Origin of the sequence: Psychrobacter sp. TWR1-1-1, from assembly GCF_049895865.1 — a bacterium.
In the GTDB taxonomy this organism is placed as follows: Bacteria; Pseudomonadota; Gammaproteobacteria; order Pseudomonadales; family Moraxellaceae; genus Psychrobacter; species Psychrobacter immobilis_A.
The window spans coordinates 1-21,529 of sequence record NZ_JAFCTE010000021.1 but is presented as its reverse complement, the minus strand read 5'-3'; the positions used below and the strand labels follow the sequence as shown (position 1 = coordinate 21,529).

The 21,529-nt window shown below is 36.6% G+C and carries 23 protein-coding genes, 1 pseudogene and 1 other annotated feature; of the genes and pseudogenes, 16 read left to right on the top strand and 8 right to left on the bottom strand.

All coding sequences use genetic code 11. From position 1 onward, the window contains the following. The coding region (locus ACP69U_RS12910; RefSeq protein WP_426138727.1) for a biliverdin-producing heme oxygenase at positions 1 to 489 on the top strand (489 nt) is incomplete at its 5' end. A 166-nt stretch (positions 490 to 655) separates the two neighbouring features. On the opposite strand, the pseudogene ACP69U_RS12905 reads toward ACP69U_RS12910, so the two are convergent. Then, a pseudogene (locus ACP69U_RS12905) lies at positions 656 to 1,769 on the bottom strand (IS3 family transposase); the annotation flags it as partial. Beyond that, positions 1,378 to 1,494: a sequence feature (AL1L pseudoknot), on the bottom strand. (Overlaps the previous pseudogene by 117 nt.) A gap of 256 nt (positions 1,770 to 2,025) precedes the next feature. After that, positions 2,026 to 2,400, bottom strand: a complete 375-nt coding sequence (locus ACP69U_RS12900; protein WP_426138726.1) for a hypothetical protein — start codon at positions 2,398 to 2,400, stop codon at positions 2,026 to 2,028. A gap of 460 nt (positions 2,401 to 2,860) precedes the next feature. On the opposite strand from ACP69U_RS12900, the gene ACP69U_RS12895 reads away from it, so the two are divergent. From ACP69U_RS12895 to ACP69U_RS12860, 8 genes are all read left to right on the top strand, one after another. Next, positions 2,861 to 3,271 carry a hypothetical protein gene (locus ACP69U_RS12895; RefSeq protein ID WP_426138725.1) on the top strand — a complete coding sequence of 137 codons (411 nt, stop codon included), beginning with the start codon at positions 2,861 to 2,863 and terminating at the stop codon, positions 3,269 to 3,271. Positions 3,272 to 3,338: 67 nt separating this feature from the next. Continuing rightward, entirely contained in the window at positions 3,339 to 3,599 is a 261-nt protein-coding gene (locus tag ACP69U_RS12890; RefSeq protein ID WP_426138724.1) for a hypothetical protein, read from the top strand. Between the two features lie 106 nt (positions 3,600 to 3,705). Continuing rightward, a complete protein-coding gene (locus ACP69U_RS12885; protein WP_426138723.1) occupies positions 3,706 to 3,906 on the top strand; it encodes a type II toxin-antitoxin system RelB/DinJ family antitoxin in 201 nt (66 codons plus the stop codon). Beyond that, positions 3,903 to 4,187 (top strand): BrnT family toxin, encoded by a 285-nt coding sequence (locus ACP69U_RS12880; protein ID WP_426138722.1) that lies wholly within the window; start codon positions 3,903 to 3,905, stop codon positions 4,185 to 4,187. The genes ACP69U_RS12885 and ACP69U_RS12880 overlap by 4 nt, the downstream gene beginning before the upstream one ends. Beyond that, a complete protein-coding gene (locus ACP69U_RS12875) occupies positions 4,174 to 4,470 on the top strand; it encodes a hypothetical protein (protein WP_426138721.1) in 297 nt (98 codons plus the stop codon). Before ACP69U_RS12880 ends, ACP69U_RS12875 begins: the two co-directional genes overlap by 14 nt. Positions 4,471 to 4,740: 270 nt before the next feature. Continuing rightward, the gene (locus tag ACP69U_RS12870; protein ID WP_426138720.1) at positions 4,741 to 5,757 is read left to right on the top strand and encodes a hypothetical protein; all 1,017 of its coding nucleotides are present in this window, start codon (positions 4,741 to 4,743) and stop codon (positions 5,755 to 5,757) included. A 27-nt stretch (positions 5,758 to 5,784) separates the two neighbouring features. After that, positions 5,785 to 6,669 carry a DNA-processing protein DprA gene (locus ACP69U_RS12865; RefSeq protein ID WP_426138719.1) on the top strand — a complete coding sequence of 295 codons (885 nt, stop codon included), beginning with the start codon at positions 5,785 to 5,787 and terminating at the stop codon, positions 6,667 to 6,669. Further along, complete coding sequence (locus ACP69U_RS12860; protein ID WP_426138718.1) at positions 6,666 to 7,331, top strand: hypothetical protein; 666 nt, start codon at positions 6,666 to 6,668, stop codon at positions 7,329 to 7,331. The genes ACP69U_RS12865 and ACP69U_RS12860 overlap by 4 nt, the downstream gene beginning before the upstream one ends. A 10-nt stretch (positions 7,332 to 7,341) precedes the next feature. Here the strand turns inward: ACP69U_RS12860 and ACP69U_RS12855 are convergent, their stop codons facing one another. The 5 genes from ACP69U_RS12855 to ACP69U_RS12835 form a co-directional block, all read right to left on the bottom strand. After that, a complete protein-coding gene (locus tag ACP69U_RS12855; protein WP_426138717.1) occupies positions 7,342 to 7,740 on the bottom strand; it encodes a hypothetical protein in 399 nt (132 codons plus the stop codon). Between the two features lie 317 nt (positions 7,741 to 8,057). Continuing rightward, positions 8,058 to 8,261, bottom strand: coding sequence for a plasmid partition protein ParG (locus ACP69U_RS12850; protein ID WP_426138716.1), 204 nt, complete (start codon positions 8,259 to 8,261; stop codon positions 8,058 to 8,060). Between the two features lie 12 nt (positions 8,262 to 8,273). Further along, positions 8,274 to 8,909 (bottom strand): ParA family partition ATPase, encoded by a 636-nt coding sequence (gene parA / locus ACP69U_RS12845; RefSeq protein WP_426138714.1) that lies wholly within the window; start codon positions 8,907 to 8,909, stop codon positions 8,274 to 8,276. A 201-nt stretch (positions 8,910 to 9,110) separates the two neighbouring features. Continuing rightward, positions 9,111 to 9,923, bottom strand: coding sequence for a hypothetical protein (locus tag ACP69U_RS12840; protein WP_426138713.1), 813 nt, complete (start codon positions 9,921 to 9,923; stop codon positions 9,111 to 9,113). Between the two features lie 267 nt (positions 9,924 to 10,190). Beyond that, the gene (locus tag ACP69U_RS12835) at positions 10,191 to 10,805 is read right to left on the bottom strand and encodes a recombinase family protein (RefSeq protein WP_426138712.1); all 615 of its coding nucleotides are present in this window, start codon (positions 10,803 to 10,805) and stop codon (positions 10,191 to 10,193) included. Positions 10,806 to 11,599: 794 nt separating this feature from the next. Between ACP69U_RS12835 and ACP69U_RS12830 the strand changes: the two genes are divergently transcribed. The 5 genes from ACP69U_RS12830 to ACP69U_RS12810 all read left to right on the top strand — a co-directional run bounded on the left by ACP69U_RS12830 (position 11,600) and on the right by ACP69U_RS12810 (position 16,820). After that, on the top strand, positions 11,600 to 11,875 hold the full coding sequence (locus ACP69U_RS12830) for a hypothetical protein (RefSeq protein WP_426138711.1): 276 nt from the start codon (positions 11,600 to 11,602) through the stop codon (positions 11,873 to 11,875). After that, positions 11,865 to 12,092 (top strand): hypothetical protein, encoded by a 228-nt coding sequence (locus tag ACP69U_RS12825; protein WP_426138710.1) that lies wholly within the window; start codon positions 11,865 to 11,867, stop codon positions 12,090 to 12,092. Before ACP69U_RS12830 ends, ACP69U_RS12825 begins: the two co-directional genes overlap by 11 nt. 131 nt (positions 12,093 to 12,223) lie before the next feature. Further along, positions 12,224 to 13,372: a JmjC domain-containing protein gene (locus tag ACP69U_RS12820; RefSeq protein WP_426138709.1), complete on the top strand. Its 1,149-nt coding sequence runs from the start codon at positions 12,224 to 12,226 to the stop codon at positions 13,370 to 13,372. Between the two features lie 60 nt (positions 13,373 to 13,432). After that, on the top strand, positions 13,433 to 14,704 hold the full coding sequence (locus ACP69U_RS12815) for an HlyD family secretion protein (RefSeq protein ID WP_426138708.1): 1,272 nt from the start codon (positions 13,433 to 13,435) through the stop codon (positions 14,702 to 14,704). Between the two features lie 4 nt (positions 14,705 to 14,708). Further along, a complete protein-coding gene (locus tag ACP69U_RS12810; protein ID WP_426138707.1) occupies positions 14,709 to 16,820 on the top strand; it encodes a peptidase domain-containing ABC transporter in 2,112 nt (703 codons plus the stop codon). Positions 16,821 to 16,953: 133 nt separating this feature from the next. Here ACP69U_RS12810 and ACP69U_RS12805 read toward each other — a convergent pair whose 3' ends face one another. After that, positions 16,954 to 17,892: a replication initiation protein gene (locus ACP69U_RS12805; protein ID WP_426138706.1), complete on the bottom strand. Its 939-nt coding sequence runs from the start codon at positions 17,890 to 17,892 to the stop codon at positions 16,954 to 16,956. Positions 17,893 to 18,414: 522 nt separating this feature from the next. Here ACP69U_RS12805 and ACP69U_RS12800 point away from each other — a divergent pair. Both ACP69U_RS12800 and ACP69U_RS12795 read left to right on the top strand, forming a co-directional pair. Further along, complete coding sequence (locus ACP69U_RS12800; protein ID WP_426138705.1) at positions 18,415 to 19,881, top strand: Eco57I restriction-modification methylase domain-containing protein; 1,467 nt, start codon at positions 18,415 to 18,417, stop codon at positions 19,879 to 19,881. Next, entirely contained in the window at positions 19,881 to 20,825 is a 945-nt protein-coding gene (locus ACP69U_RS12795) for a BsuBI/PstI family type II restriction endonuclease (RefSeq protein ID WP_426138704.1), read from the top strand. The genes ACP69U_RS12800 and ACP69U_RS12795 overlap by 1 nt, the downstream gene beginning before the upstream one ends. The last annotated feature ends 704 nt before the right edge of the window (positions 20,826 to 21,529 follow it).

Below are 21,529 nucleotides of genomic sequence, written 5' to 3'. Positions count from 1 at the left end.
GCTTCTATAGAAAATTACAGTAAATTTTTACAAGCACAAAATGCTTTTCACGAAGTTTTGAAACCTATCTATGAGAATCCCAGCTTAAACCTTAAGATTAAGGGACTTAATAGTCTATCGCGCTTAGAACAAATAGCCATGGACATGCAAGACCTTCACGTTAAGACTATGTTAGTCGATGAGGCTATACCTAGTCCAGGTGAGTTTGAATCTATTGGTTGGCTTTATTGCTCTGAAGGTTCAAATTTAGGCGCCGCAATTTTATATAAAGAAGCTCAAAAAATTGAACTTACAAGTACTCATGGTGCAAAACACCTATCTGCACATAAAGATGGCAGAATGGTGCATTGGCGTGAATTTAAAGAGCACTTAGATGGCTTAAAATTGACACTAACACAACGCCAACAAGCATTAAAAGGAGCTGAAGATGCCTTTGCATTTTTTAAAAGGGTCATTCGACAAGTAAATTATGCTGAAGAAACGGTGTAACGGTCATTTAGATAGAATGGTTGCTGACATACATGGTCATCAATGTAATTCGAACGCGCCTTAAAGCAGACGTTCGGTTTTTTAACGCCATATTGAGTAGTCACTGCTTATTCCTCAGTTAATGGATTATAAGCAGTTACACAAAGTTTGAGAAAGTCTCGAACTAATCTACCCACTCAAGGGTTGGCAGTTCAACATCCTTCACACCAGTCCAGTTCTGCTTTAAACAATGAATCACCTCAGACGTGTAAAGCCCATTGACCGTTTCAGCCAATGCATTGTCGTATGAATCGCCTGTTGTACCAACAGAAGCAATCACGCTAGAGTCCTTCATCTTATCGGTATAGCGAATGGATAAATACTGAACCCCTCGATCACTTTGATGAATCACATCTTTGGGATAGTTTCTATCTGCTATTGCTTGATTTAACGCCGCCATCACCATATCGGTATTCATGCGATTCGATACTTTCCAGCCAATGATAGCGCGAGCAAACACATCAATAATAAAAGCGGTATAGACCCAGCCGCTTGTCGTCTTGATATAGGTGAAGTCAGCAACCCATAGCTGATTAGGACGATGGGCATAGAAGTTACGATTGACCAAGTCATCAGCACGCTTCTGGTCGTCACGGCTGTTGGTGGTAACTTACCCTTACCGCGTCAGATACCTTGTAAGCCATGCTGTCTCATTAAACGCTCTATGGTACAACGAGCAACCTTTAACCCATCAGCTTTCATCTGCTGCCAAACCTTACGCACACCATAACGGCATTTACTGTCCTGCCAGATGCGTCTGATTTCACTGATGTAGAAGTCGTCATACTGACTGCGTAGTGAACGCTTGTGTGGGTTGTCGCTTAAGTCTTGAGCACGATAATAAGTTGACGGGGCAATCGGTAGGACTCTACAGACCAGCTCGACCCCATACTTAGCTTTGTTATCATCAATAACACTGATCATTACTAAGGCGTGCGGTCGAGCTCCGCCTGGGCGAAAAAAGCCGCAGCCTTTCTGATGATTTCATTAGCTTGCTTAAGCTCTTTATTCTCGCGTTCAAGCTCTTTGATGCGTTCTTTGTCACTTTGCGCTTGCACTGAGGCAGGAATAGTTTGAACGATGTGTTTTTTATGCCATGATCGTAGGGTTTCAGGCGTACAGCCAATCTTAGGGGCAATGGCTTGAATGGCTGACCATGTAGAGGGATAGCCGTTTGTTGCTTCGATTAGCATACGAACGGCGCGTTCTTTAATCTCAGAAGTGTAGGTTTGTCTTTTCATTGTCGTATTCTCTCAAAATGTTGAGTCTCCGACAATCCTGGGGAGGTTCATAGGTAAAAGTTTTTAACCTTTTTAGACGGCTTATATGAGCTTGCACAGTTCCATGATTGTTTATATCAACTAAAATCTTCGGAAGATCGTTAGAATCCCAGTGATTTTTATGACTACGCTATCAAGGATCAATCTATTATTAGTCAAATAGCTTCTCAAAAAAGCCCTTGTCTCAGCTGAGACAAGGGAAATCTATATTTAATTATTAATCCAAACTATTGTATGCTTTTATTCCTGCTTTATCGACTAATCTTTGAGCATTGCCAACTTTATTAGGTGCTGCTACCTCTCTTAATATCAATAATGATTCTAGCACTATCGGCATCAAAGCCTTGACCCTACCATTCTGATTTGATGTGTTCTCTGCCGCCTTTGACCCTTCGTCGTCTGACTGCAATAAGTGCAGTATTTCACTAATATCTCCTTTCATAAACTGAAGGTCTTCAAGGAAGTCATTGGTATCTGACTCCAGCTTTTTCTTTAAGTAGCCACCAGGCGTTTGCCCTGCCTCTGCTGCTATCGCTTCTAGTTTTAGGTAGACTTCTGGCTTTAATCTAAATGATACGGTAGGGGTACTCATGACTATCCTTGTTTGCAAATTGTATACAGTAATATATCATAAAAATCAGATACTTAAACTCATTTTGTTTGCATTTTGCATGCAGAAAAAAGCGTCTTAAATCAGGTAAGTTGCTGATTTAAGACGCTTTTTTTCATCCCTTTAGGGTGCGTAAGGTGTAGTCATTAAATTGGATAATTTAATGACCAAAAAGCAGGTAGAAAAATCGGTTATTTTCTACCTGTAGTAAGCCTTTTTAGCTAAAAAGGCTTATAAGAGCGTTACACAAGCAAAAACTAAGCAAACTACGAGCATTTCGCTAGCAAATTATGAGCAAATATCATGAGACTGCTGTATTATGAGCAAACTACAAGCAAAAACTAAGCAAATCACGAGCATTTCGCTAGCAAATTATGAGCAAATGTAATTAGCACCTTGTACTCATATTAATGACCGCTAAAAACCAGATAGAGAGCAATTTATGGCTAAGAGAACAAAGTTTTCCAAATTTCGTGATCTTTATGAAGTGATTGAAGAGCTAGCTGTTTCATATACTTATGAAGGTGTGGTTGAGATATTAGCTGAGCGCCATGACCTCATTCTAACGACTGGCACACTGACCAATTATCTTTACCGCTATAGAAAAGACTCAAAGAAATCATCTGTCTCTACAGATAATTCTAATGGTAAGGTTGAGATTAAACATGAAGCCTCTGAACAAACTTTTGTTGATCTGAAAGGTGGTGAACCGATTCAAGAGAGCGATACAGATATTGATGATGATTCTAAAAGTGATGAACAAGACGTTGAAGAAATAGATTACGATGCTTTGTTAGAGGAAATGAAAAGAAAAGCTATAATCAAAAGCAATAGATCTCTTCTTGATAAGTAAGTTATTGATGATAAATAAATAAAAATTTCATAAAGGGACATTTTCCTAGTGTAAAAAGGAGTAATTCATGAGTATTGAAGGTATATCAGTAGCAAGTAACCATTTCATGATGTTTGAAGAGGCGCAACGAGAATACTACCGTCAAATGGGTCGTCTTAACACCTTTGGTTTAGAAAACGAAGCTCATAGCGATAGCATACTTAAAAAGATGTTTGAGCTAAAAGATGAGGAAAGTATGCTAAGAGAATGTAGCGCGAGCGAACTCTACGTCATACAAAAAGAGCTAGAACAGAAAATTGATGGTTTCCTGCGTGACTTGGACGAATAGCGTTTTATACTGTCACTATTCGTGACAGTATAAAACGCTAGAGTGATTGAGTTAGGTACACTTATCGTTTATATTAAGGGTACATAAATAAGCGATAAGTACTGCTATGAGCACAACCAATTATAATATTCGTCTGGATCAAGAGTTAAAAGACAAGGCGTTTTCAGTGCTTGAAGGCTATGGTTTAACGCCTTCACAAGCCATTAAGTTATTTTTGCATCAGGTAGCAGAAACCAATAGCATACCGCTGTCTTTTGATTATCAGACAGTGTCTAGCACCAATACGCTTGAAGACCGTGATCAATGATTGAATTTGAATGGGATGAACAGAAAAATAGCAGTAATCAACGCAAACATGGCTTATCCTTTGAAGAAGCAGCTCGTGTATTTTTTGATCCTTTGTGTTTGCGTCAACAAGACCGATATGAAAATGGTGAAGAGCGGTGGCAAGCACTTGGTGCAGTGAATGGGATGGCGGTACTACTGGTCGCTCATACTCAAAGAGATAGTGAGGGTAGTGAGGTTATTCGTATCATATCAGCACGACGTGCCACCAAGGCTGAAAGGAGGTTTTATGAACAAGGTTAGCTATAAAGCAAATGAGTTACCGTCTTTAAGCACTGAGCAAGAAGCAAACTTGCAACGATTGGCTACGCTTTCAGATCATGATATTGATTTGTCTGATATACCTGAAGTCACTGATTGGTCGGGTGCGACCCGTGGCAGCGTAGTGTCATCTGATTCTATGGTAGGTGCCAATATCGTGAGTCCTAGTATCATTGCAAGATTCCAGGATAAGGCGAAGAAGACTGGTGGAAACTATCAAGACATGATTAACGATGCGCTAGAAGAGTACTTGTTAGATCATTAGTTTCATATAAGGGATCGAGAGTATCTTGAAATCCGTATATATGTACATTCGACTTAAACACTGACTCACACAGTGTTTGGGAAACTTCCGACCTCAAAGAGCGTCCAATAAAATATTATTTAGATTATTAACCCTCACTCTCTATTGATTCCTACTTTACTAAAGACAAAATTTTTCTTAGAAAATATTTGTCTTTAGCCACAAAAATAGTTAAAGAAAATAATATTTTTACAAAATAAACTTAATAGCAGGTTTTTGGATAATTTTATTATGAATAAACATATTTTCAGCGACTCGGATATTAATAAAGGCATTGAGGACGGAGTATTTGTTAACAGTGGCATGCTAATTAGAAATACGAAGAATGGTCAGATAGTAAAGATCATTAACAAAGAGGAACTTAAAGAGGTTCATATACCTTCCACATTAGTCCAAATAAATAATAATTACATCTATCAAGCAGATTTACGTCCCATAGTTGAAAGTATTTCGAATAACCGTCAGAACGACATTTATGATGAGTTGGAAGAAAACTATTCCATAGTGATTGACAGTTTTGATGCATTTAAGACTTATGGCAGAGAGATAGAGCGTGTTTCTGGATTATGCTTGAAGGTGTCAAACAAGTTTGATTTAAAAATAAGAAATGAAATCAAAGGTTTATGTATCAATGATATCGAATCAAAAAATCTAAGCAAGTTTAATAGCTCTCTATCTGCTTATGTCGACATTTTATTTATTTATATCGTAAGCACTTATATGAGTTATAGAGATAAATTTTCTGAAGATACAGTTATTATAGGAAAGTTAGTATCTTTTGAAAATAATGTACGAAGCCTATACGAGCAGTTATTAGCAGAATCTTGGGTTTCTAAATCTCGTGATGGACAGGTTTCAAAAAATATTCGTATGGAGAACTCAATCTATAGTATGTACCTATTTGACGATAGCTATAACATACGTAATCTTGAACGCTTAGTCCGCCATGATTCAAGATTTGACTCTATGCTTGATGTCTTTAATATCTATAAAATTAGCCATAAAACAGGGCGTTTTATGCATGAAATGTCAAATTTTCATCAGGATAGCAATGAAGTAGCAATAACTCAATCTGGATTTCGAATTGACCAAAATAGCAAAAGAAATAGTTTGATTGAGAGTCTATATCTTATATTAGAAGCTATTGAACATTTGAAAAATATAAGAGATGAGCTGGTTGGCCTCAAAGGTATGTCAGATATAGATTTGTTTAATAAAACTATACCTAATGTATCATCGCCAAAATAATTATTTGTCTCTGAAGGAGAGCAGAAGATGAACAAATCCCAAGTTTTTTTCGATATAAACCCTATTAGCGAGTCGAAGGAAGTTGCTGCTTACGAGTACCTTTGGACGCAAAAGGATGCCAGTTTCAAGACAATATCTGATCTATTCAAAAAAAACCCTGAATCCGTACCTTCAGAGTTAGTGGAACACAAGGAAATTGAGCGATTCTATCCTAGAATACAGGCAAGATTGAAAAATCTAAAAAAATCTGCTTTTGGTGTAAAAATCAACCATACCATTGATTATCCTACCCAGTTGAAAGACGCTACTAATCCTATTGAACTATTATATTTTATTGGCGATTGGAATTTAATATACGACAAGAAAATTGTATCTATAGTCGGTTCACGAAAACCTAGTGCAGATGGAATAAAACGTACTAAAAAATTGGTAAAACTATTGGTTGAAGATGGCTATACAATAATGTCAGGCTTGGCAGAAGGTATTGATACCACTGCGCATACTACAGCTATCGAATTGGGGGGCAAAACAATTGCTGTAATAGGCACACCAATAGATCAGTATTATCCTAAGAAAAATAAGGCTCTACAGGATAAAATTGCTCAAGAATATCTATTGCTCAGCCAAATACCATTTGAAAGGTATTCGCAGCAAGACTTCAGGTTCAACCGCTTCTTTTTTCCTGAACGCAATGCAACTATGTCCGCCCTATCTCACGCCACTATAATTATAGAAGCGGGTGAGACATCAGGTACATTAACTCAGGCAAGAGCCGCCTTAAACCAAGGACGAAAATTATTTATCCTAGATAATAATTTTAGAAATCCAAAAATTACTTGGCCTGAGAGGTATAACAAAAAAGGTGCAGTACAGTTAAAAGATTATGAAGACTTCAGAAGAGGTATGGAATGAGCTTAAGGTTTATAACACTTGATGCAGACGATATAGAGAGTTATGAGCATCTTGAGACAACTGATTCTATCGTATATTTACAAGAATATAGTTCAGGATCAAGCTTTCATACTGAAGGAAATAGTCTTATTTACAATTTAAAAAAGTCACCTGATACAAAGGGGACTATGCAATGGGGTTATAAAGAACAAGCCATGACGCGTGTAGCTAGATTTATTTCATCAGCAATGGATAATCTTGCAACCGACGAAAAAACTGTCTATTGGATTCCTGTACCGCCATCTAAAATAGACACACACGAACAGTTTGATGACAGAATGAACCAGATTCTTATAAAAGCTGAAAAGCTATCAAACAATCCACATAACATAATTGCAAACAATATTTATCAGACTAGAAATAGAGAAGCCTCATCTACTACCAATAAAAGCCGTGGGGTAGAAGCTCTCAAAGCTCTTGAAGATCAATATGAGATGCGAGATATACTAGGATATGATGCTGAATCTGATCTAATTATTATCTTTGACGATGTCCTAACTTCAGGATGCCATTTTAGAGCTGTAAAAAATGTAGTTCTCAAAAGTTATCCTAATGCCGAAATAGGTGGAATTTTTGTCGCAAGGACAGTTAAAGCGCAACAAGATTGTAATCCTGAGTTTTGATGATTGATTACTATGCGAAGATACCTGATAGAACAGAATTAGCTATAGAGATAAACCCTTTATTGACACCGTAGAAATCTCTTGCTATCAAAAAAATGAATACTAATACCATTAATAACACTGTTATCTTATCGGTTTTCTTAATCTTGTCCTCGTTTATTTCTAACCAATGTTTCCAGCCTCTTTTTAATGTTCTGTCACTAAGAAAATAACCACTCCTAAGAGCCATTATCAGAGCAAAACTAACTATAAAAAAATTGAGCCCTTGATAGCATAGCTCAGAATTATTGCTCATGAAACCCATTACGGCAGGCACTATACCAAACAGTGTGCTCAGTACTGATAGAAAGTTGCCCCAAGCATAATACCATGCAGCTTTTTCATTTAAATGCTCGTTCTTATTTATCACGGAATTCCCAAATATAACTACTTCTCTAAGCAGCGATTAACTATGGATTTCTATTATACTTAAAAAATTAGCTATACCATATTGATGAGCTAAACGATGAGTATTTAGGACGTATTGTTCGTAGCCCTGCTTTGGTAGCAGATTACAATCATTTAGTAACACCTACGAGCCTAGCTAGGCAGTCGCAGCAAGGATAGGAGGATAAGATAATTAGGCATCTTAAAAAAGCCACTTCAACACCATCCTTAATCCAGTGTAACTTCCCTTAAAATTACATACATATACCAAATTAAGGTATGAATCTCAATATATTTTATTTATCGCTCAACCACTTTTTCATCAATCATATCGGTGAGTAGCTGAGTTACTGTCTTACGGTTATTCAGTGCATATTGCTTTAATAATATGTACTTTTCTTCATCAAGATTGAAGTTAACTCTTGCTATTCTTTTTGGAGTGTTAGTCACGTCTGACAAATTCAAGGTATTTTTGGCGTCTTTACTTGGCCTACCTGCTTTCATATTCACACCTCATTATTCATTGAAAAATGTTTTAACTTCATTGACCAAAGCCGTCATTTCTTGCACAGCATTGCTATTAGCTGATTCTGTATCAAATACTGTTTTGCCTAATGAAGCACTATTTGGATAGCTGACACGCTGCATTATCCGAGTATCTAGAACAGGTAAACCATAATCCAATAAAACAGTTGCCACTTCTTTGCCGATATTGGTATTTTGGATTGCCCTAGATACTACAAAAGCAGCCTTCAATTTATCATCAGTCATCTCAATACGTTGTTTAATTAGATCTACTAGATCACTAGTAGCCCAGACATCGTAAGGACTTGGTTGTACTGGTATCAGTACAAAATCAGCAGCCTTAATTGCAGATATAGCAAGAGTGGTTGCTTGCGGAGAACCGTCAATAACTACAAATTCTTTATCAGATACGTTTTTTAAATCTTTATCCAAAGTCGGTCTATCTAATCCAATAACTGGCACAGGGTTATCTTCATCAACTGCTCTCCAATCACGCGCACTACCCTGTTGGTCGCTATCAACTAACAGCACACTATGCCCTTGCAGCTGTAGTCCCCGGGCTAATTGAGTAGCGATAGTCGTTTTGCCGCTGCCACCCTTTTGATTTAATACCGCTATTACTTTCATGAAAATGATTCCGTATTTGAGTATATACTCATATAAGTTTTTACTCAAATGAGTATATACGCATGTGAATATGTGAGTAATTGTATAGATGGTAACATTTGCTTTGATGCTGGCAACTATTATTCTTTAGAAGATAGAAATACCCTTTGTGATCTTAGTCTGAATGATAAGCTCACTTACGAATTTTAATGGGTAGTTAGTCTAACAATTTTCAGCCATATCAGACTCTGGATAATTTTGAAATAAGATTTCAAACACTTCATCATGTTCTGATTTATAGGCAAGGGCAGCTCTTTGAACCAGCACAACTTGAACGTAGAATGCTTTTGCTGCCTTCTCAGTATCCGTTAATCTATGAATTCTGCCTTTCTCTGATATTTTCTTTAAGTGTGCCTTCGCTTCTATTAAATTATGTTCTGTGAGATCTTCGAACGAAAGGTTTAGTGCCTCTAGTTTTTCGTAAAAGTCATAACATTGAAACTGAGCGTTCAGATCATAAGGTATTTTAAGCTCATTAAGCGTATCTGTCAGTTCTTCAAAATAGTCATAGGCAGAGTATCTACCAGGATCTCTGTTAAACAGTATTCTGATTTTATGAGGAGGTATGCCCATGTTGACTAATATTTTGATCGTTCCAATACTATCGGCGATTAATTTGGGTGATGAATCAACCACTGGCACTAGGAAGAAATCATAATCTTCATGACAACCCCTCATTTTAATCATCCGATCAATAGTACGCTCGAATTCAGACATTTCCACTTCAACAATAACGGATGTATCCATCATTATTAGCTCAACATGTACATCTGAAAGCTTTTCTACAGGTGCAAAAATCTCATCTCCACTAATATTTCTATTGTTGTATCCAATTCTGAAATATATTGGATCTTGGAGGCGTGGTTTAACTAGCCACCTACCACTAATAGTCTTACCGGAATTTCCGGACGAATTTATAATACATACGTTTAACTGAGCTTTAACGTTAGGTGTTTGATGGGTAGCCTGAGTCATTTGATCACATCCTTGTAATCTTATTAGCGTTGAGAGTCACTTTACGTCAGATAAGACCTAAGATACATAATTATGTGAGCAAGATTTTTCCAGATCCTTGGAGACTATTTCGAGTAGCTGAATCGCCCCGGGAGTATCTGAGACTCAACATTATCTAATTGGTAGTTTGATAAATACTAACTTGACAACGAACGATATATTTTTTTGAGTATTTGAGTATTTGAGTATTTGAGTATTTGAGTATTTGAGTATTTGAGTATTTGAGTATTACCTTACTTCTTTAGCTATAACAGCAATAAGATGCCGTGAGCACTTGGTCATACTTTGTATCTCAGAATAGCTATGACCTGATTTGAGTAGACTAGCGATGATTTTGCGCTTTTCAGTATCTTTCCTACGTCCTAAGTACTTACCTTCTGCCTTAGCACGAGCAATACCTTGCTGCTGCCGATTACGGCGATCTTCATAATCTTTTCGAGCGATAGCAGCGAGCATATCCAGCAGCATCGAGTTAATGGCCTGCAATATACTGCTCATAAATTCAGTGCTGTTTTCAGATTGGAGGGCCATATAGGAGGTGGGCAGCTCTTTTGATACGATAGATAGCATTTTTTCTGATAGCATTTTTTTGAGCGTATCCCAATCAGCTTGATTCAAACGCGCCAAGCGATCAATCTGCTCAACTAAGATAATATCGCCTTTATGAGCATCTTCAATCAGCTGCATAAGCTTGGGTCGCACCAAGGTAGCTCCTGATTCATTTTCGACATAGAAGGCAGCAATTTTGTGGCCATGATCGTTGGCAAATGCTATGAGTTCGCTTTTGGCACGCTTAGCGTCTTGCTCTTTGGTTGACGCTCGTAGATACGCTCTGATAAACATAAACACCTAAAATAGTCTGTTATAAGTGGTTCCATTATAGCAGTCTGTTTTAAGTGGTCTGTTAATAGATTTTTGGGGTGAAATAGCTGGTTCCGCTGGGGTATACCTATAGCGGACCAATCAGGTGCTATCACTGGTTCGGTACCTTAGTGAAAAATTGAACGCTAAGCTGTGAGCTAATAATATCAACGGCCTTTATCACTCAAATACTCAAATACTCAAATACTCAAATACTCAAATTTATTTGAACACATGTAATAATTTTTGTTAGTTGAGATAAGTACCTCGCCAACAGCTTTCTTGGGTTATGAGCAAGCCTTTTTCCACAATAAAAAAATATATTTGTTGACAATGATTATTACTAGCATTACTATTTCATGTTTTTAATGAACAACTGTATGCTTCTAAGGTTTGATTTATATTACTTGCTAATATCTATTGATATTTCATAATAAAAAATTATGAAGTGAAAATTTTACTCGGTTATATGAAAAATAGTTATCAAAAACTATTTTTATAATAGCTATTATAATTCTATAAGTTATTTCACATTTAGTACATACAATCTATACTAATAAAAACTGCTATATATTACTCAATATAATACTTCAAATCAAAATAAGATAATATAAATAGCCTATTAGAATAGTGAATTTTTTAATGATATTATCTTTTTATAAAATACTTTATTTCTAATAGGAGGTGTTATTTTTTAATTTTTAGAATTATATATATTTATTACTAGCTAATTATCAAAAAATTGGCTGTTGTATCATCATTTAATGGAGATAAAAATGAGAGAGCTAGACATTAGAGAAATAACAATTGTATCAGGTGGAGGGAATGCACTGGATACTCTCAATGGCGTCATAATGGGAGGAGGTGCTGGTGGCGCTACCGGAGCAGCACTTGTAACATCTGGAATAGTTAGAGGTGCTGTAACAGGATCGAGAGCAGGTGTATATGGTGCTGCTGCTGGTGCAGTTATTGGCGGTGTAGCTGGTGGTTACGATTGGTATCAAGACAGTAAAAAAGATGGTTCAGGATATGGTGACGGTTGTGATTACTGATAAAAATTTTTTACGTTTTGCGGTAGCCTTATTCTATTTTATATTCATAGTCTTACTTCTAATAGTAGGTATGTCTATTTACGAATATATACTAGGTAAAGAGAAATTAGGGGCTAATGCTGAAATATCACTTATAGCAATATTAACCTTAATTATCATAAAAAGAGAAATACAGTTAACAAAATACAAAATACAAGATAGGGAAAATGCCACTTAAAAATCCTTTATAAATAAGCTAATGTGGATAAAATAGATATACAACTCTATAGGGTTGTATATCTTTGTATATTTATAATAGGTTAAGGGTTTTTATTATAAGAGCACCTTGTTTTTAAAGGGATTAAACAAATGAAAATTAAATTTAATATTGAAAAATCTGAATTTGAATTAAATTATTTATACAAAAAGCCTTTCTTATTTAAGAGTGCAGCAGAAGATATAGATTTTAGCTGGGATTATGTAAATGAAGTATATAGTCGTGCTGATGTATCTGATGAAAAATTTAAGTTGATGAGTGGATACGAAGTACCAAAAAATAAATACGTTGAAACTTATGACAATCTCGGTAAGACAGAATTTCGTATGGTTCGTCCAGTGTTGTATGACTATCTAAGAGATGGTGCGACACTGGTATATAACCGCATTACTAATGAGCCAAAAATAGACCGAATTAGCAAGCAAATTGCGAACTTTGCTAATGCTCATGTTGTTACTAGTGGTTATGCAGCTTTTAGTAGCAAATCATCTTACATGGCTCATTGGGATACTAGAGACGTTTTTGCGGTGCAGCTAATTGGAAGAAAACGGTGGATATTAAAAGCACCAAATTTTGAGTTACCTTTATATATGCAGCAAACAAAAAACTTCAAAAATATCAAAGAACCTGAAGAAGTATATATGGATGTTGTTTTAGAGGCTGGAGATATACTTTATGTTCCTCGAGGTTGGTGGCATAACCCACTACCTATAGGAGAAGAGACGTTCCATCTAGCAGTTGGTACTTTCGCTCCTACTGGATTTGAGTATATGAATTGGCTGCTAAAGCATACTCCAAATATATTAGGATGTCGTCGTAACTTTAGTTCATTTGATAAAGATAAACAGACACTAAGAGAAATTTCTGAGGACTTTTCGAAAATTTTGAATGATCAATCCTATTATGAAGAATTTCTAACTCAACATATAGGTAATCAAAGATTACCTACACAAATATCATTAGATATTTTAGGGAATAATAGCTTAAATTCGCTACATATAGATACAAAAGTAATTGTAAACACTAACCTATTGTATTTTTCTGAAGAAAATTTCGTAGTAATTAATGGAAATAAAATAACTATTGATGATATTAGTGAAAAGTTAGTAAGGTTTTTATTCGAAAGAGCCATTGTGTCTGTTAAAGATATTTTGGCAGAGTTTAATAATTATGAGAAGGATAAGATCGATAGTCTATTATTTGGTTTAGCATTAAACGATGTTATTTCTATAGTAAAATAACTTATTCAGTTAGTTAATAGAAATCAATCTTATCGCTAGCCAACCTGCTAAGAATAAACCATGTCCAATAATGAAAATATTTTCCGGAAAGAAGTTTTAGAGTCAAAAAACAAGAAATGGGCAGGTAATGTTATTTTAACTCGCCCCTTTAGCTTTACTTTTTTGACTTTGTGTTCATTAGCTGTAGGTTTGGTTATTATTATTTTTATCTTTTTTGGAGGTTATACCAAGCGCAATACGGTTCAAGGTCAACTTGTTCCAAAGGATGGATTAGTACAAATTTACAGCAGCTCGCAGGGTATTATTAGCGAACAACTAGTTAATGAAGGTCAAGTAGTTAAAAAAGATGATGCACTCTATAGTATCTCAACAGTAAGATATGATAGTGAAGGAAGTACATCAGAGGCGATTAATAAAGAGTTAAAGAACAAAGCTGTTGCTCTTGATATAGAAAAATATCAAATTGATAAAGCGCACGAACTTCAAGTCCAAATATACCTTATGCAAAAATCCAGACTAGAGAGTGAGCTAAATCAAATAATCGCTTCAATAAAGCTACAAGATGAGGAAATAGAAAACAAGAAAAAGTTGTATGAAAATTATAGTTCGATATTAGAAATAGGTGCTGTTTCCAAAGAAGATTTCGATTCTAAAAAAATGGATTATCTTTTAGCGATTGAAGGGAAAGATAGTTTAGAAAATAATAGATTTTCACTAGAAAAGCAAATTAGTGAGCAAATATATACTATAGAACAGCTAAAGCATGAGCATAAGAATCAATTATCTCAGCTGGATAGGTTGTTGTACGATAATGAACAGCAGCTGGCAGAAGTAAAAGCAGGTGAAAGTTTGGTTATTCGAGCTTCGCAATCTGGTGTTGTAAGTAGTATGTATGCTCAAACTGGACAGTATATAGATCCCTCTAAACCGCTAATGACTATTTTACCTCAGAATAATGTATTAATTGCACAGCTATATGTGCCAGATCGTGCTATTGGTTTTATAGAGATTGATGATGTGGTTTTATTACGTTATCAGGCATATCCTTATCAAAAGTTTGGGCATGCTAAAGCTAGAATTAGTTCAATTGCAAAAACAGCCGTCGCTGCTCAAAATATCCCTAGTATTGGTACGGTATCTTTACAAGAGCAAGTGAACAATGAACCTATGTACTTAGTACAAGCTGAACTAAGCTACCAAAATATTAAGACGTACGGTAAGTACCTACCACTACAAGTAGGTATGACTTTGCAAGCAGATGTATTACAAGAACGTCGTAAACTCTATGAATGGGTATTAGAGCCAATATACAGTATAACTGGAAAAATTTAGTATCGTGACAAATAATAGTTATCTAAAATCACTATCGTTCGGTCTTATAAGACGTACTAAGATCATCCTACAAACCGAATCCTCAGAGTGCGGTCTTGCATGTCTAGCTATGATAGCCAGTTACCATGGTTACTATACTGACCTACTTACTCTAAGGCAAAAACATACTATCTCTCAAAAAGGCGCAACACTTCAAAGAATCATTGCCATTGCAAATAGTATTGATTTAAAAACTCGACCGGTAAGATTAGATTTAGATGAATTAAATCAGCTAAGATTACCTTGTATTTTGCACTGGGATATGAACCATTTTGTTGTCCTAACTTCTGTTTCGGCAAGAAAAATAATAGTTTTAGATCCTGCATTGGGTGAGAGGACTGTAAGTATAAAAGATGCTTCAAAATACTTTACAGGTGTCGCTTTAGAGTTGTGGACACATGCAAATTTTGAACAAAAAACAGAAAAAACAACTATTAATATATTCCGCCTTTTTGGAGGTATAAAAGGAATATGGCTTTCTCTAAGTCAAGTTTTTATTTTAGCACTAGTCTTGGAACTGTTCTCTTTAATTACACCGCTTTTTATGCAGTGGGTAATAGATCATGTAATTTTATCTGCTGATATCAATTTATTGACAACGTTAGTTGTCGGCTTTGGTCTGTTAATGTTACTAAATAATAGCATTAGCTTACTCCAATCATGGATCGGAATGTACTTGTCAACGACTTTAAATGTACAGTGGAAATCAAGTATATTCAATCATTTACTACACTTACCAACTACATACTTCCAAAAACGCCATTTAGGAGATGTTGTTTCTCGATTTAGTTCCATAGATGCTATTCAATCAACATTAACCACAACTTTTTTGACCGCTATTTTAGATGGCTTAATGACGATTTTTACGCTTAGTTTAATGTTTATGTATAGTCCATCACTATCAATCGTAGTCATTATATCCTTGATAATTTATGCAACTATGAGATGGATTTGGTACATACCTTTACAAAGAGCTACAGAAGAACAAATTGTGCATGCTGCTCAGCAATCCACACACTTTATGGAAAGTATGAGAGGTATCAAAGCCATTAAGCGTTATGATAAGCAAGAGTATAGACAATCAAGTTGGTTGTCACTATTTGTCAATCAAGTGAACGCTGGGTTAAAAACCCAAAAACTGAACTTGCTATTCCAGTTTGCAAATGGGATTATTTTCGGTTTAGAAAATTTAATAGTTGTCTACTTGGGAGCAAGTTTTGTTATTGAAGGAGAGTTTACTGTAGGTGTGTTAATTGCCTTTTTAGCTTATAAGTCTCAGTTTGGTAGTCGCGTCAGCTCTCTAATCGACAAATATGTTGAATTAAAGATGTTAAATATTCATGGAGAAAGGCTAGCTGATATCGTTCTACAAGACCAAGAGCGTTCACAATACCTACCGGAATTAGACTCGATAGAACTTGAAGAGGTTACTTCAGATATTAAAGTGAAGAATATTAGCTTCAAGTACTCAGAAGATGAGGATTATATCTTAAAAGATGTATCTCTATATATCAAAGATAAAGAATCTGTCGCAATAGTTGGAGAGACTGGTTGCGGTAAGAGTACTCTAATGAGTTTGATGATAGGTGAATTAAGGCCTAGTTCTGGTGAGATTCTTATTGCGGGAAAAAACATTAAAAATATAGCGGAATTAAATTCAAGAAAGTTAATTGCCTGTGTTGCACAAGATGATGTACTGTTTGCAGGTTCCTTGTTAGAAAATATTAGCTTTTTTGATGAAAGTATAGATATGCTTTGGGTAGTTCAGTGTGCAAAATTAGCATCCATTCATGATGAAATCATGAGCATGCCAATGGGATATCAAACATTAATTGGCGATATGGGTAGCATACTCTCAGGGGGACAAAAGCAGAGGATATTTATAGCAAGAGCTTTTTACCAAAAACCTAAAATTTTATTTTTGGATGAAGCAACTAGCCATCTGGATGTAGAGACTGAGAGAAAAATTAATAAGACTATCGAGAATTTAAATATCACAAGAGTCTTTATAGCTCACAGGCCTGAGACTATTAGATCGGCTGATAGGGTGATAACTCTGAGAAATCACCTGAGTTAGTAAGTTCAATGCACCACAAGTAGTATACATACTTAGGGAGCTACTAGACTCTTTACGGATTCAAAATGTTTACGACCAATTCTATCAAACCTATAAAATAGCTGTTATCTGATTTAGGCTTGCACTTTCCGCCTTAAAAAATTGGTTTTTTTAGCCAGTTTCGTATTGTTCGGTCTGATACGCCTAGCTCTATCGCTATTTCTTTCGTAGTAAGGTTTAGATCTTTAAGCTTAATTGCTTTGGCTCTCTTAGCATTATACTTTGCTGACCTTGCAACCCCTCCATTTGGTGAATTACTAGCTTTACCGCCTTTGCTACCTTTCAATGCCTGACGATAGATAAACTCGTTATAGTGGTAAGCATCACGTTTCCAGCAATACTTGGCAATGCTTTTTGCAGTAGCTTTAATTTCTGAGTATGGTAATGGCTCCGAAAACATCATATTCACGCTTTGAGCATGTTTAAGCACTGAGTTGTACCATTGCTCCCAAGTCTTCCCTCGATGCTCTCTAATTGCAGAATAAGCCCAATGGCGAACGGTATCGAACAAGGAGCAGTTCCTACCAAGTCCGAATTCTTTCTCGGTAGCCGTTAAAGGTCTAAGATCAACGAAATCCGCTAGATAATTTAGCTCGTAGGCTTCTTTTGTCCATACTTCGGTACGCCAATGCTCGTGCATCGGGTTCTTGGTGATGAAGTTGGTATAGCCAGTATCTGCTCTTGTCTCTCTGACAAGCCCTGCTTGTATCTTGGCAAGGTAGTCTAGAGCTTTACGGCTACCATGCTCACTAGTGCAAACAGGCGTTTTTAGCTCATAAACGATGTGAGCGTGTCCATTTGATGGGTTTTGGCTTGTCCACCGTGGCGGTGGTAGGTATTCTTCTGCCCAACGCATTGCACCATGCTTATGATCAATGTCTAAGCAGATGAAGTGAGTCATGCAAGGGGGATTGTGCTGAATGTACCGCATTTTGACGGCAATTTGTCTTGGACGAATGACAAGACTACCTAAATCATCGGTGCAATAGGGCTTGTAGGGGAGTGTTTCGTATATTTCCGGTAGTATTAACATCACGCACACTTGTATTGGTGCGCCTGCTGATATAAAATATCCGTATCGAAAAATGGGTTTTATATCTGCTGACACAGATTAAAATTCATCTAACCCCCAGAGATTGCCGTCTCTGGGGGTTAGTCGTTTCTAGCACTTGAGTTTACGCTCTCATTGCACTTTCGTCAATTATAAATTCCTCGTAAAGCCATACCATTCAAGGCGTTCACTGAACTAAAAAGTTATACCTACGTTATTTTTTTAGGATCTAGATAAGGCTACTCGAGGCGGTTTTTTCATAAACACCGATATAACAGAAAAGGCCCTGTAATGGAGGCTTTTTTTTCATTAAGCTTCTTTGGTAATAATGATAGCTCCGTATAGAGAACCGCGTCTTGATTCCATAACAGACGTTATGGTAAATGGATTTGAGCGTTTAGCGCTATAGAAGAGTTATTCAAAAGTGTTAGTATGTCTGCCTATTATAAATTATACGTAAGGCTATGCCTACGTATCACCTGATGATCAGTAAATGGATCTAATATGCTTCAACAGTTAGACACTGCAGATAGTGTGCGCCTTAAATTAGCGCGTAGTACCACGCAAAAACATAAAGCTGAGTTTGGGCAGTTTATGACGCCTTCAAGTGTAGCTAGATTTATGGCTTCTCTTTTTCCACCTAGCAATATTAAAACCTGTCACTTACTAGATGCAGGTGCAGGAATAGGTACTTTAACTTGCGCGTTTCTTGATCGCTGGACAGCCAATGGGTTTGGATTCAACTCTGTTGAGGTAACCGCCTTCGAAATTGATAAAGGACTAACTGACTATCTTAGTCAGCACCTAAATTCATACGATCATGTTACAACTCGTATTCTCTCTGACGATTACATCAAACTGGCAACAGAGAAAGGTCTGCAGGATCAAGGTTATACTCACGCAATTCTAAACCCACCTTATAAAAAAATTAATAGCAAATCCAAACATCGTCTAGCTTTAAGTAGTGTTGGTATTGAAACCGTAAATTTATATTCTGCTTTTATAGCTTTAGCGTTGGGAGAGATGGCTCCAGGCGGCCAAATGGTAGCTATCATCCCACGAAGCTTCTGCAACGGCCCTTATTATCGTCCTTTCCGTAACTTTATTCTTGAAAGGGCAGCGATCCGTCGGATGCACTTGTTTGAATCGCGTAGCAAAGCTTTTAGCGATGATCAGGTACTACAAGAGAATATAATTATTTGTTTGGAGCGCGATGGAGAGCAGGGCACTGTTACTATTTCAACATCTACTGACGATAGCTTTTCTGACCTAACTGACTGTGAAATTCCTTTTGAACGCATAGTATTCCCCGATGATATAGAACGGTTTATTCATGTGCAGACTACGACTGATAAAAGTGCTATCGAATTATCATCTGCTGTACGTTACTCCATGACTGACATTGGTGTAAAACTATCAACCGGTCCAGTCGTTGATTTTCGATTGAAAGCGTATTTACGAGACATGCCTGAAGAAGGGGCGATGCCATTGATTTATCCAGCCCATTTGAAGGCGTATAAAACCACATGGCCTATACCTAACTTTAAAAAATCTAATGCGATTATAGCCAATAACGATACTTGTAAATGGCTTTACCCGAACGGGTTTTACTGTGTAGTGAAACGCTTTTCATCGAAGGAGGAAAGGCGGCGTGTGGTTGCAAACTTGATCACTCCTACTGACTTTAGCGAATATACGATGCTAGGGTTTGAAAACCATTTAAACGTATTCCACGACAATAAAAACGGCCTGCCTGAGGCATTAGCAAGTGGGCTTATGATATATCTGAACACTACAGCAGTAGATGAGCATTTTAGGCGATTTAGTGGCCATACTCAGGTCAATGCGACAGATCTTAAGCAGATGAAGTATCCTAGCCGTGAAAACCTACTTAAACTTGGTAAGTGGGCTTTAGAACAAGAAAATATTACACAAGAAAGCATTGATGCTCAATTTAGAGATTTAACTTAATGAATGATAGAAATGTTCACCTTGAAGATGCGCAAAAAATAATAGCTGCGTTAGGTTTGCCTTCTCAACAGCAGAATGAGCGCTCCGCTTTATGTTTATTAGCCCTTTTGAATCTTACGCCAGAAAAAACATGGTCACAGGCAGAAAGCCCATTGATGGGTATCACACCGATAATGAGTTGGGCACATAATCAATATGGGAAATATTATGCGCCTAATTCTAGAGAGACCTTTCGCCGTCAAACAATGCACCAATTCTGCGATGCAGGAATAGCTCTTTATAATCCAGACAAACCAGATCGTGCAGTAAATAGCCCCAAAGCCGTTTATCAGATTGAACCTCACATATTGACCCTGCTTCGTACTTATGGGACTACATCATGGTCTAGCCATCTAGAACGCTATTTAGCCGATCGCACATCACTTGTTGAGCGTTATGCTAAAGAGCGAGAGCAAAATCGTATTCCTGTAAGGGTTGCAGAAGATAAAGAAATAACCTTAAGTCCTGGTATTCATAGCGAGCTCATTAGAGATATTATTGAAGATTTTGCATCACGCTTTGCACCAAACAGTATATTAATCTATGCAGGTGATACAGAAAAGAAATGGGGATATTTTGATGAAGAACTACTGAAAGGACTGAATGTTAATGTAGGTTCACACGGTAAAATGCCTGACGTAGTATTGCACTATACTGAAAAAAACTGGCTATTATTAGTTGAATCTGTCACTAGCCACGGACCTGTTGACGGAAAAAGATATGAAGAGCTTTCTAAGTTGTTTTCAGAGTCAACTGCTGGGCTAGTTTATGTGACAGCTTTTCCGAATAGAGCTCTCATGGGTCGTTATCTTGGCGAAATCGCATGGGAAACAGAGGTATGGGTAGCAGATGCTCCTTCCCACTTAATTCACTTTAATGGAGTAAGGTTTCTTGGCCCTTATTGATTAGATTCAAAGTAAAGAATAATTAAAATATTTCATCAATTACCTGAATTTTTGCTCATACAGTATGAAAAAATATTTTTACTTCTATAACGTATATTATGGAAAGTGACTCTTTTGGAAAAAAATATTTGGTTATAAATCTGTTTTTAAAGTTAAGCCCAATATTTGCTCAAAATAAGAGCGGCACCTATAGCAGTTATGAAAATAAATAACATACAAATTATTAGTACTAATGCAGCGCATGGGTTTTTAGTTCTTTTCCCTATCGTCCAAGCCAGTCTTCCAAATGGAATTGAAAACTCATGTACTACAATTAAAGCCATAACAATTACTATAATATAGTAAAACCCTTCCCCCAAATAGGGGATATTTTTAGTAAAAAAACCTTTATTTTTACCAATGAATAAACCACCTATTGCAAAAAACGCTACCGTGCTCACGCTTGATATGAAAAACGATATTGGAACATGAATACTGGTCTCGTCATCATCCTTATAGTAGCTCTTAGTCAGTATATGAAAGTGTCTTTCTAGACGTTCATTTTGTAATTTTTTAACTATATATAGCGCTGTACTGACGGAATACTGACCCCTGCCGTCAAATCCGTAGAACCAAACTTGGGAGATTTTAATTACGCAGCTTGACGATAATAATCAAACCACACCTGTCTTGGCGATTTATAGCTCAAGCCCTTTTGAATCCTA